Below are 12,530 nucleotides of genomic sequence, written 5' to 3'. Positions count from 1 at the left end.
TAGAATGAATGAAAAAATTTGACAAGTAAATTAGGAAAAGTGAATAAAGACTGTCAAGTGATTTTAGGAAAGTACATGGTTTTATTGTAAACATGACTTAAGGGCATTATCTCCATGACTTAAGCCCCTTATTTACATGAGTTAATGCCCTTATCTCCATGAGTTAATTTTAGCATTGTAACTTATTGGTTGATAAGTAATTAAGAAATACAAAAAAATAGCAATGAGAGATGAATAATACTCATTGCTATTTTAGAAAAATCTTTACTTGATCAAATTATCAAGTGTATTTTTTATTTACTCTTCTACTACAGAGAAATCTTCTTTGCCTACACCGCAGAGAGGGCATACCCAATCTTCTGGCAGGTCTTCAAAAGCTGTTCCAGGTTCGATACCGCTGTCTGGATCACCTTGTGCTGGGTCATATACATAACCACAAGTTTCGCATACGTACTTTTTCATAATCTTGTTTGTTTTAATTAATAATTAATGTAACTTATCTTTACGAGATAATATTTTATCAACTTGTTGAATAATTTGTTCTGGTTTTATTTGATATAAGCAAGCGTAGTCTTTTCGACGGCAAGGCTTTTCACCATATATAGAGCATGGACGGCATGGTAAGTCTGTTTGTACAGCATTGTCGATGCTTTGGTTCCAACCCATGAATCCTGCATAAGGATGAGTGGCGCCCCAAATACTGACAACAGGTGTGTTCACCAATGACGCCAAATGCATGTTGGCACTATCCATGCTTATCATGACATCTAATTGAGACATCAATATTAGTTCTTCTTGTAATGAATGCAGGGTAGTAGGGACAACCGTACAAGAAGGATATTTTTTAGTCCATTGCAAAAAAACTTTCTTTTCTTGATTACTGCCTCCGAACAAAAAAATGCGTGCTGTTGGATATTTTTTTAGTAAGCCTTGCAGGGTTTGTTCCATGTGTGTCAAGGGGTAAATTTTACCCGTATGTGCTGCAAAAGGTGCTAATCCTATCCATTTTTCGTTCTCTTTATAGTTGCCTATTTTAGGTATTAAAGATGAAAATGCTTCGTTGTTGGTCGGGAATATAGAATTAAAATTTAATTTTATGGGATATCCTAATTCAGACAGTACATCAGCATAATTTTGAAAAGCAGATTGAATGGGCTTTAATACTTTATTTTGATGATCAATAAGTTCACGTTTTTCAGAGCGATGCTTATCAATATGTGCCACCTTGAAGCGATCCATAAAAAACCTCATTCGAAGGTATTTAGACCGCAGGGTGTCATGAAAATCTGCCACGGCAGTGAATTGTTTGGCTGTAAGGCGGCGATAGAGTTTGTTTAGTCCTCTTATTTTTTGATATTCGTGCTTTAAGTCAGCCGCCATAAAGTCCACGTTTGGTGCCAAATTGTCAAAGAAAGCTTGAGCATAAGGTCTGCTTAAGACGCTAATGCGAAGTTGTGGATATTGTTGTGCCAAAGAATAAATCACTGGCACAGTCATGGCTACATCGCCCATTGCCGAGAAACGTATAATGAGTAGATGCTCTGTTTTCATCTATTTTTTGTAGAGAACAGGATTGGTAGAAGGGTCGTTGTACATTTTCATCTGTTTGTACACCTTCATATATTTGCGTCCCGCTTCGATGTCCTCAAGTAGTTGGTCAATGGCAGTTCCTAAGTCTTTTTGTTGCTCTAAAAGGACATTCAGTTTAGAAGTACACTTTAATTGATGTTCTGAAGAAGCATCTTTTCTTTCCGCTTGTTCTTTCATGTGGTAGATTTTCAGAGCCAATATCGACAGTCTGTCAATTGCCCAAGCTGGACTTTCAGTATTGATACGTGCATCTGGAAGTACCTGCACATCGCTATATTGTTGTCTGAAATAGCTATCTATCTGCTCCACTAAATCGGTACGGTCTTGGTTTGATTGGTCAATGCGCCTTTTTAGCGCCAGTGCCTCCACAGGATCAATGTGCGGGTCTCTGATAATATCTTCAAAATGCCATTGAACGGTGTCAATCCAACACTTCAGGTATAATCGATTTTCAATAGATTCCCTATCATAAGGATTTTGAATTGGAGTATCTATATGATCTTTTATATGATAATCGTCAATGGCTTGATTAAAAATTTTGTTACATTGTTCGCTAAATGACATAATGTTTTAGTTTATGTTAATGTTGCAAATATAAATAATAAAAGGTGAATGGCAAAATAAAAGACCACGTTTTTTGTGTTTTCAAAATTTGCTTTGATGTTAATAATTGATAGAAATTGGATGAATGAAATGAGTTGTTAGAACCTTAAAATATTTTTCAAAGATGGGACAATTTAGTTCATGATAACTTTATCAAACACAGATATTTTCATTGAAATAATGCTTATAATTGCACAATAATAGTGATATTGTGCAAGAAATAGTACTTTTTTAGGCAAAATACTTGTAAATGTGAATAAAAATGTGTTTCTTTGCAACCGTATTTTTGATAGAGATTAAATTATAAACACTTAAAAGAATTACAATTATGTCTGAAATTGAAAGCAAAGTAAAAGCTATTATCGTTGATAAACTCGGAGTTGATGAAGCTGAAGTAAAGCCAGAAGCAAGTTTTACAAACGATCTTGGAGCTGATTCATTGGATACAGTAGAATTGATTATGGAATTTGAAAAGGAATTTGGTATTTCTATTCCAGACGATAAAGCTGAAAATATTGCTACGGTTGGTGATGCAATTTCTTACATTGAAGAAAATGCAAAATAATTAAAAGCCAAAATATAATTGAGCTGAGAGGATTCTTTCAGCTCAATTTCAATTTGCTTTTAATCAATTATTAGGAATTAAATCTATGGAATTAAAAAGAGTAGTAGTAACGGGACTTGGTGCCGTAACACCTATTGGTAATACGCCTGAAGAGACATGGAAAAACATGTTGGCAGGTAAAAGCGGTGCTGCTCCTATTACATTATTTGACACTTCCAACTTCAAGACTAAATTTGCTTGTGAGGTAAAAGACTTGAATATCAATGATTATATTGATAGAAAGGCAGCTCGCAAATTGGATCGTTTCACTCAATTAGCAATGATTGCTGCTATGCAGGGTGTAAAAGATGCAGAAATAGACTTGGACACGGTAGATAAAAATCGTATTGGTGTTATCTTTGGCGTTGGCATTGGCGGTATTAAGACATTTGAGGATGAGGTGGTATATTATGGACAGCATAAAGAAGACGGTCCAAAATTCAATCCATTCTTCATCCCTAAGATGATTTCCGACATTGCTGCTGGACAGATATCCATTCATTTTGGATTCCATGGACCCAACTATGCCACTACCAGTGCTTGTGCTTCATCCAGTTCGGCTTTGGCAGATGCTTTTAACCAAATACGATTGGGTAAAGCAAATATCATTGTTTCAGGAGGTGCAGAAGCAGCTATTTGCGAAAGTGGTGTTGGAGGATTTAACGCCATGCATGCATTGTCTACCAGAAATGATGACCCTGCGCATGCCTCAAGACCTTTCAGTGCCAGTCGAGATGGTTTCGTGATGGGCGAGGGAGCAGGCTGTTTGATTCTTGAAGAATTAGAACATGCGAAAGCACGTGGCGCAAAAATCTACGCCGAAATGGTGGGTGAAGGAGCCAGTGCCGATGCTTATCATATCACAGCCAGTCATCCTGAAGGCTTGGGAGCAAAACTTGTAATGACCGAAGCATTGAAAGATGCAGGGTTACAACCCGAAGAAGTGGATTATATCAATGTTCACGGAACTTCTACTCCAGTAGGAGATATTTCGGAAGCCAAAGCCATTAAAGATGTATTTGGTGAACATGCCTACGAGTTGAGTATCAGTTCTACCAAGAGTATGACAGGACACTTGTTGGGAGCTGCTGGTGCCGTGGAGGCAATGGCAAGTGTATTGGCAATTCAAAATGATATCATTCCTCCTACCATCAACCATGAGGAGAATGATGAAGATCCTGAGATAGATTATCGTTTGGACTTCACATTTAACCAGCCACGCAAACGTGAAGTGCGTGTAGCAATGAGTAACACTTTCGGATTTGGTGGACATAATGCTTGTGTAGTATTCAAAAAATATGCTGAATAATTTGATAGATAGAATAAAGCTCCCTTTCCGAAAAGAGAGGGAGCTTTATTCGTCTCTATATAACATCATTGGTTTTTATCCCCACGATATAAGTTATTATAAATTAGCCTTGATGCATAAAAGCGTGATGCGACGCAATGCCAAAGGAAGACCAGTGAACAACGAACGCTTAGAATTTCTTGGAGATGCTGTTCTCGATGCTATCGTCGGGCATATTGTTTATGAACATTTTCCTGGAAAACGAGAGGGATTCTTAACAAATACCCGTAGTAAATTGGTTCAACGCAGCACATTGAACAAATTGGCAAACGAGATGGGAATATGTAAGCTGTTATTGAGCAGTGGTCGTAGTTCTTCTCACAATAGCTATGTGGGCGGAAATGCTTTCGAAGCCTTGGTAGGTGCTATTTATTTGGATCGTGGCTATGATGCTTGTATGCGATTTATGAAAAATCGTATATTGTCAGAAATGCTCAATATAGATAAGGTTGCTTATAAAGAAGTTAATTTTAAAAGCAAGCTGATAGAGTGGAGTCAGAAGAATAGAGTGAAGATTCATTTCAATTTGTTAGAACAAAAGAAGGATGAAAATGGAAATCCCATTTTCAAATATCTTGTCGAATTGGAAGGCATTGAAGGGTGTTCAGGCGAAGGATTCAGTAAGAAAGAGAGCCAACAATTGGCGAGTAAACTCACTTTGGAGCAATTAAAACGTCAATCAAAGTTTATTGATGAGGTGTTTGCTGCAAAGACGAATCGTACAAAAATGGAGGAAGAACCTGTGGCGATAGTTCCAGACGTAGCTCCTAAAGACGATTTTATCATTACGAAGACTGCCGAAATAGAGAAGTATGAGTCACCTTTTCAAGAAGAAGTATTTACAGACGATGACCAATTGAACGAAGAAAAACTAACTTCTTCATTAGAAGCAGAGATAGATGAACTTCACTTGGATGATATCAATGCTGCCGAACTTTCCCGAGAAGAGATTGTTGCGAAGGCAGAACAACAAGCTTTTTCGCAGCAGAAATAATATTATGGTGAGCGTTTGATAATGTTTTCAAAAAAATAGTAATAGACAATATTAAGGAAAAGTCAGCCTGTTTTTATGCACAAAACAGACTGACTTTTTTGGATAGAGTAGTAAGCAAGAATTTCATTGGTTATCAAATTAACGAATTAGAATCTTATACTATAGATTCATTAGTGAAATGAAAATCGGTTAAAATGTTGTTATTTTATTTCAAAAGTATTACATTTGTATTTTATTTTCAAATTTATTTGCTGGATGTTTTGTAGAAAATTTTTGTTTTCAAGTTGCTTGTTATTTTGTTTAGGTCTTTCATCAGTCGCATTCGCTCGTACTGCTGAACCAAATAATTGGTATCGATTAAATCCCGATTCTGTGCAGGGAGCTGCTATTGATGCTGCTCTTCAATACCTTTCAAAGTATCATCAAAAAAAGCAAAAGTCAATCATTGTAGGAATTATCGATTCAGGCATTGATACTACTGTTGTTGATTTGCAGGATGCTTTGTGGAGAAATCCTAAAGAAGTTGCAGGAGATGGAAAAGATAATGATAAAAATGGCTATATTGATGACGTTCATGGTTGGAATTTCTTAGGTACGGCAGATGGATCGTTTAACATGACCAGTGCAGGTACTGAAGAATATCGACAGTTTAAGCGTTTATATCCAAAGTATAAAAATATCAATCAGGTGAACACTGCGGATAGTACAGAATATCATTATTATCTGCAAATGAAGAAGAAAGCTGGTATTGCTAATTATCTTCGCATGTATCAGTTTTCAATCATTAAGAATAAGGCATTGCAAACGATGGATACCTTGGTGCGCCGTTATGCAGCTATTGATACCATCACTATCAATGGTGTGATGCACCTGCAAGTACCAGACACGCTTTGGGAAAAGGCGGCAGAGAAGATTTATGCCGACCTCATACGTGCCAAAACAACGATGAAGTGGACGCAATTTGTTCATCAACAAAATAATCATCTTCAGTTGATGAAAACGAGAATTGACGGAATTGAGCATGCAAAGGATAAGCGATTACTCATGGGAGATAATCTTTTGGATGAGACAGACCGATTTTATGGCAATCCTATACTAACCATAGATGGTTGCTATCATGGAACTTTTGTGGCTGGTGTGATTGCAGGAAAGGGAAAAAATGGTCATGAAATCTGGCAAGGAGTGTATCCAAAAGCCAAGCTCATGATTATTCGTGCCGCGCCCGATGGCGATGAGTACGATAAAGATATCGCCTCTGCTATTCGTTATGCGGTTGATAATGGTGCAAAAGTAATCAATATCAGTTTAGGAAAATATACCTCTCCAACCCCTCAAATGGTGAATAATGCACTTGCATATGCTGCCCAAAAGGACGTTTTAATAGTGCATGCGGCTGGTAATAATCACTTGAATGTGGATTCGGTTGATTACTTTCCCACAGGTTTGGATGCCCACGATAAGTTTTATCCCAATTTTATAAGGGTAGGTGCCTCTACGAAAAAGGGAGCTGTTTCCTCCATATCTAACTACGGAAAGCAGCGTGTACACTTATTTGCACCAGGCGAAGAGATTACTTCTGTTGTACCAGGCAATCAGTATGCTACCGAGAATGGAACTTCTATTGCAGCTCCCATTGTAAGTGGAGTAGCTGCTTTGATAAGGAGTTATTTTCCAAAATTGAAAGCATCGCAAGTGGTAAAGATTTTAATGAATAGTGTTCAGCCAATGAAAAATAAAGATGCCAGTATCAGTGGTGGTAGCTTAAATGCATTGCAAGCCGTAAAATTGGCAGAAAAAACAAAGCGTAGGTAGATGAGAAAAATTATTCTTGCATTACTTTTAACACCTCCGATTTTTGCTTGGGCACAACAAACAAATTGGCAGCAGGTAGCATTACATTCAGAAAAGGCAGTTAAAAAGCGCCTGAGTAGTGATGTTTTGGCATCTCCGACATGGATAGATAAATCTACATTTGTGAATTATTACCGCATGGAGAATGGTCATTTGGTGCGTTATATCTTAGATGCAAAGACGGGAAAACGAGAAAAATTGATTGCTGATGTACCTGCTTTCCTGAAGCAATATCAACAACTTACAGGAGATACTGCTTTTGGTAATGACCAATTACGATACTTGAATGTACAATTTGTGAAAGGGAATAGTCAACTATTTACCTTTAAGAACAAAGGTACTGTCAAGCTATTTAATCGAAAGACAGGAAAACTGCTACTTCAAAAGACATCTCAAGAAAGCAATACTCTTGAGAGAGAAGACCGTCAAAAGGTTCCCTATCAAACCGTTGATTCGGCTTTTACGATGCTTGGTGACCAATACAACCTTTACGTAAGAAACAACCTCACGGGAAAAATCAGGCAACTTACCACCGATGGTAAAGCGTATGCGTCGTATTGTCACCGTTCGGCAAAAGACACACTCTTAGGCAGTAACATTACTGGTAGCTGGTACGGACACCGATTTGTGTGTTTTGTTCAGGATGATAGTCAGGTTGCCGACCTGTATATCATCAATGCATTGGCAAAACCACGCCCACGGTTAAAAACCAAAAAGATGCCCCTGCCCAATGAAAAACATGTACGCCAATACAAATTGTTTTGGTATAACGCTGATACAGATGAGGCAAAATTACTGCCCATAGAAAAGTTTAACGATCAGTATGTAGAATTAAACGACCGCCATAACGGTCGTGACATTTATTTTACTCGTCGCAGCCGAGGGGTTGATACGCTGCAATTATGTCATATCGACGTACAAACAGGAAAGGTGAGAGCATTGATAACCGAGATTTCTAAGCCACATCTTAATATTAATGAGATGAATTATCGGTTGGTAAATCATGGTCAGCAAATCATTTGGTGGTCGGATAGAACAGGACGAGGCAATTATTATCTCTATGATAAAAACGGTAAATTGCTCCATCGGATAACCCGAGGCGACCAGTTAGTGGCGAGCACTATTGTGCATATTGACACACTTTCCAATACAATGATCTTTGCTGGTTACGGACAAGAAAAGGGTATTGATCCTAATTATCGATACTTTTATAGGGTTGCACTCAATGGTAAGCATCAGCAACTGTTGACACCTGGCAACGGAACACATACACTTGAATTCTCGTATAACCGTCAATACGCTATTGACACTTATTCGCGTATGGACATGCCGCCCGTCTTTCAGGTGATAGATGTACGTCATCCAAGCCACAGATACGACATAAAGCGTGCCAACGAACAACAACTTTTGGCAGCAGGTTGGATAAAGCCAAAGCTTATTTCCGTGAAAGCACCCGATAAGAAAACAGAATTAACAGGCGTGATGTATCTTCCCTCCAATTTTGATGCCACCAAGAAATATCCTATCATCTCCAATGTTTATCCCGGTCCACAAGCCGATCAAGTACCCAGAGCATTTGTGATTGATGACAATGGCAATCAAAGTTTGGCAGAGTTGGGCTTTGTGGTGATTAATGTTCAGCCGCGCGGCAGTTCTCCCTTTCGTGACAAAGCCTTCTATACCTACGGTTATGGCAATTTAAGAGATTATGCTGTGGGCGATGATAAGCACACTATTGAGACATTGGCTCAACGCTATCCGTTTATTGATCTTGCTCGTGTGGGCATTTATGGACATTCAGGAGGCGCTGCCGAGTCGGTGACAGCCCTGCTCACTTATCCAGATTTCTATAAAGTGGCTGTGGCAGCGTCGGGCAATCATGACAACAATATCTATATACAGTGGTGGGGTGAGACTTATCATGGCTTAAAACGTGTGCCCACCAATATGGAGTTAGCGCATCGACTGAAAGGTAAATTGTTACTTATTTCTGGTGATGTAGACGACAACGTGCCATGGGCATCTACCTTGCGAATGGCAGATGCGCTGATTAAAGCCAACAAACGATTCGATTTCATGGTATTGCCAGGCATGGATCATGCCGTGTACGGGCCTTATTATGATAATTTGATACGTTATTATTTTCGCGATCATCTGTTAAAACTCTCACCGAGAGACGTTGATATAGTGAATCATCAATAATCTATTTATATTCTTTTTTATGAGAAAAAAAGCATTATTATTTTTTTGTTTCTGCCTCATCTCATTGGCAATCGTAGCTCAAAATCCACAAAAGAGCGATGCCATGGTGCAGGTAGTCACTACCATTACTGACACGGATGGCAATCCCTTAGGAGGTGCCACGGTGAAAGTGAAGGGTAAACCTGTCGGAGTGATTGCCGATATGGACGGTAAAATTTCGTTGTGGGTAGATAGAGGAAATACCATTACGGTGTCGTATTTGGGCATGAAATCTAAGACTATCAAGGTGACAAGCGCTTTGACAAAGAACATTGTGCTTGAAAATGACGCCTCGTTGTTGGAACAAGTGGTTGTAACGGGATATACTCGTACCACCAAACGGCGTACCACAGGTTCGGTATCTACCATTACGGCAAAGGATTTGAATAAGAATCCTACCGCCAATTTGGATATGCTGTTACAAGGAAAGATGGCGGGTGTAGATGTCAAAGCACTCTCTGGACGTCCTGGCGAATCTGCCAAAGTGCGTATTCGTGGTACCAATACCATTACTGGAAATGCAGACCCGTTGTGGGTGGTAGATGGGGTAGCACTTCAAAAAGATTTGCCTACCATCTCGAAAGCACAAATGTTGTCAGGCAATTTCAGCGATATTTTTTCCAATGGTATTGCTGGTATCAATCCTAATGATATTGAGAGCGTTACCGTTTTGAAGGATGCATCGGCAGCAGCCATTTATGGTTCACGTGCTGCAGGTGGTGTCATTGTGGTGACAACCAAGCGAGGAGTGGCAGGAAAATTACGTATCAATTATTCTGCCAATGCTACCATGGTCACTCGTCCTCCACGCGCTGTCGACTTAATGGATTCGAAAGAGAAACTTGCATGGGAACAAGAACTGTGGGATGAGTACTCTAAGCCCTATTTCGAGAAGAACGAACGTTACCCTGTAATTGGCATTGTGGGCATGATTCGTTCGGGATATGGACAGTATAAGGGTATGAATAAGGAACAGCAGGATGCAGAAATCGCTCGCTTAGGCAGTCATACAACCAACTGGTTCGATGAGCTTTTCCGCAATTCTGTATCGCAAAGCCACAACTTGTCTTTATCGGGAGGCTCGGAGAAGAGTACTTTTTATGTCTCTTTAGGCTATTCTGAGAATGCAGGACTGGTGAAGAAAACCGATTATTCACGCTACAATATCAATTCTAAGTTGGACATCAAGCCCAACAAACGTGTAAAATTGGGGTTGTCATTAGATTTAGGTTGGCAAACGTCTAATAGTCCTTCTTTGGCAGTAGACTTGTTTAAATACGCCTATTTTGCCAACCCTTATGAGCGTGTGTATGACGAGCAAGGAAACTATGCAGCTGATCAGACTTATTATAACATCATGCTCGCTAACGGTTCTAAGTCAACCTTGCCTTTGCCCGATAACGGGGTGAACATCATGAGAGAGATAAATAATACGTCCAGCAAGACCAAAAACTTCTCTACAACCGTTATTGGAAACATCACTATCAATATTATTGATAATCTTAACTTTGAAGGTTTAGGCTCATACAGCTACACAACGAACAACGGAGATAATATCAATGATAAAGATACTTATACAGCTTGGCAAGATCGTCCTTTCGATTTAAAGACATTAACCTCTAAGCGTACTTATTCTTCTATTGCGCAAAGTTCTTCCTACAATAGTAGTTATAATTTACGAGGACAGTTGCATTACTTCAATACCTTCAATGACAAACATTATATCAGTGGCTTATTGGGTTCAGAAATCCGTGGACAATATGCAAAGAGTATCTTTGCTAAACGCTATGGGTACGACCCCGTGTCTGGTAATTCTGCCATGCCAGTCTATCCAGAAGGTAAGACTTTTGAATATAACGACTTGAAAAACTATGCTTTACTCATGGATAATCTGTCGGGACAAAACATTGTAGAAGATAGATTTGCATCGTTTTATTTTTCTGCAGATTATGTGTATAACAATCGCTATGTATTTTCGTTTACGGGCAGAACAGATGGTAGCAATAATTTTGGTAGCAAGGAACAGTTCAACCCCACAGGCTCGTTAGGTCTGTCGTGGAATGTAGACCAAGAATCGTTTATGGAAAAGCTCAAACCTATTATTAGTAGCTTGTCTTTACGCACTGCTTATGGGTTTACGGGTAATATCAATAAGTCGGTTCATCCACAAGTGATTATGGATTATCGACAGTCTTTCCGCAAAACAGATACCGACTATTATCGGATGGGCTGGATAAAGAAGGCACCAAATCCCAATTTGCGATGGGAGAAAACCAAAGATATGAAGGTGTCTATCGATGCAGGATTTTTGAATGATCGCATCCGAATGACGGGCGAAATCTATAAACGCATTACGAGTGATGCGGTTTCAGAGGTATTTATTCCTTATTCTACAGGATTCAGAAATCAATCGTTCAACACTTCTAAGTTGTCAAATACGGGTGCTGAATTCACCTTGTCGGCTCAGGTGATTAAGCAAGACGATTGGAATTTGTTAATCTCTGGGAACATCGCCTACAATAGAAATAGGTTGTTGGAATACAAGTCTATTGTTTCAGGTTTAGGTGAAGGAATCTATGTGGGTTATCCTATCGGCTCTATCTTCAGCGGAAAAGTGGCTGGCATTGATAGTCGTTTAGGACTCATTACGTACGAGCCACGCCCTGATGCTGTATTTGAAACCTCTGCAGACCGCAACAATGCGGAGAATTATTTGTTCTATTTGGGTACTTCTAACGCACCTACCAATGGCGGATATAGCATGAGTTTGTCTTATAAGCGATTGACATTTAGCTTATCTGGCACGTATTCTTTGGGCGGAAAGATTCTCAATCAGATCAATAGTCCTGTAGGTTATGGTTCTTTGAGTGGCACCACAGTAGAAAAAATACCCTCACAAATGAACGACTTATATGTGAATCACCTCAATGTGACAAGGGATGTGGTGAACCGTTGGACCACAAAGAATCATCGAACCGATGCACATCCTCGTATTCTCGATGCGTATGGCAAACATTATGGTTTGGAAAATTATGTGGTTTCCTCTCCAAAAATTACCAAAGCCTCTTTATTAGAAGACGTTTCTTATTTTAAGATTGGCTCACTCAATTTAGCTTATAGTTTTGACACCAAGTTAATTCAGCGCATTGGTTTAAGCTCGCTCAGTGTTTCGTTCACAGCAGATAATATTTATACCTTTACCAATTATTCGGGAATCGACCCCGAGAGTCCGGGTGCAGTATATCCTATGGCACGTAGTTTCTCAATGGGTGTATTTGTTGGATTTTAAAAGTTAGAAC

The 12,530-nt window shown here is 39.2% G+C and carries 9 protein-coding genes; 6 read left to right on the top strand and 3 right to left on the bottom strand.

Annotated features, from left to right (window positions below; translation table 11 throughout):
- Positions 1–297: 297 nt before the first annotated feature.
- The 3 genes from rd to DEM91_RS07065 are packed head-to-tail and all read right to left on the bottom strand — an operon-like array spanning position 298 to position 2,154.
- Positions 298–462: a rubredoxin gene (rd, locus tag DEM91_RS07075; protein WP_008125213.1), complete on the bottom strand. Its 165-nt coding sequence runs from the start codon at positions 460–462 to the stop codon at positions 298–300.
- Positions 463–486: 24 nt separating this feature from the next.
- On the bottom strand, positions 487–1,551 hold the full coding sequence (locus tag DEM91_RS07070; RefSeq protein ID WP_249858427.1) for a glycosyltransferase family 9 protein: 1,065 nt from the start codon (positions 1,549–1,551) through the stop codon (positions 487–489).
- Positions 1,552–2,154, bottom strand: coding sequence for a DUF4254 domain-containing protein (locus DEM91_RS07065; RefSeq protein WP_249858426.1), 603 nt, complete (start codon positions 2,152–2,154; stop codon positions 1,552–1,554).
- A gap of 367 nt (positions 2,155–2,521) precedes the next feature.
- Between DEM91_RS07065 and DEM91_RS07060 the strand changes: the two genes are divergently transcribed.
- The 6 genes from DEM91_RS07060 (at position 2,522) to DEM91_RS07035 (ending at position 12,520) form a co-directional block, all read left to right on the top strand.
- Entirely contained in the window at positions 2,522–2,758 is a 237-nt protein-coding gene (locus tag DEM91_RS07060) for an acyl carrier protein (protein ID WP_008125219.1), read from the top strand.
- A gap of 85 nt (positions 2,759–2,843) precedes the next feature.
- Positions 2,844–4,106, top strand: a complete 1,263-nt coding sequence (gene fabF / locus DEM91_RS07055) for a beta-ketoacyl-ACP synthase II (RefSeq protein WP_249858425.1) — start codon at positions 2,844–2,846, stop codon at positions 4,104–4,106.
- Complete coding sequence (gene rnc, locus DEM91_RS07050) at positions 4,096–5,139, top strand: ribonuclease III (RefSeq protein ID WP_195253080.1); 1,044 nt, start codon at positions 4,096–4,098, stop codon at positions 5,137–5,139. The genes fabF and rnc overlap by 11 nt, the downstream gene beginning before the upstream one ends.
- A gap of 372 nt (positions 5,140–5,511) precedes the next feature.
- Positions 5,512–6,951 carry a S8 family serine peptidase gene (locus DEM91_RS07045; RefSeq protein WP_249858424.1) on the top strand — a complete coding sequence of 480 codons (1,440 nt, stop codon included), beginning with the start codon at positions 5,512–5,514 and terminating at the stop codon, positions 6,949–6,951.
- Entirely contained in the window at positions 6,952–9,192 is a 2,241-nt protein-coding gene (locus DEM91_RS07040) for a S9 family peptidase (RefSeq protein WP_195253082.1), read from the top strand.
- A 19-nt stretch (positions 9,193–9,211) separates the two neighbouring features.
- Positions 9,212–12,520, top strand: a complete 3,309-nt coding sequence (locus DEM91_RS07035) for a SusC/RagA family TonB-linked outer membrane protein (protein ID WP_249858423.1) — start codon at positions 9,212–9,214, stop codon at positions 12,518–12,520.
- The last annotated feature ends 10 nt before the right edge of the window (positions 12,521–12,530 follow it).

The organism is Prevotella sp. TCVGH, from assembly GCF_023522295.1.
Classification (GTDB): Bacteria; Bacteroidota; Bacteroidia; order Bacteroidales; family Bacteroidaceae; genus Prevotella; species Prevotella timonensis.
Note: the sequence above shows the minus strand (reverse complement) of the source record. Positions and strands in the feature narration are given on the sequence as shown.

Bases quoted from the DNA above. Each gene is read 5' to 3' on its own strand.
- rd (WP_008125213.1), bottom strand. From the start codon at position 462: ATGAAAAAGTACGTATGCGAAACTTGTGGTTATGTATATGACCCAGCA.
- DEM91_RS07070 (WP_249858427.1), bottom strand. From the start codon at position 1,551: ATGAAAACAGAGCATCTACTCATTATACGTTTCTCGGCAATGGGCGAT.
- DEM91_RS07065 (WP_249858426.1), bottom strand. From the start codon at position 2,154: ATGTCATTTAGCGAACAATGTAACAAAATTTTTAATCAAGCCATTGAC.
- DEM91_RS07060 (WP_008125219.1), top strand. From the start codon at position 2,522: ATGTCTGAAATTGAAAGCAAAGTAAAAGCTATTATCGTTGATAAACTC.
- fabF (WP_249858425.1), top strand. From the start codon at position 2,844: ATGGAATTAAAAAGAGTAGTAGTAACGGGACTTGGTGCCGTAACACCT.
- rnc (WP_195253080.1), top strand. From the start codon at position 4,096: ATGCTGAATAATTTGATAGATAGAATAAAGCTCCCTTTCCGAAAAGAG.
- DEM91_RS07040 (WP_195253082.1), top strand. From the start codon at position 6,952: ATGAGAAAAATTATTCTTGCATTACTTTTAACACCTCCGATTTTTGCT.
- DEM91_RS07035 (WP_249858423.1), top strand. From the start codon at position 9,212: ATGAGAAAAAAAGCATTATTATTTTTTTGTTTCTGCCTCATCTCATTG.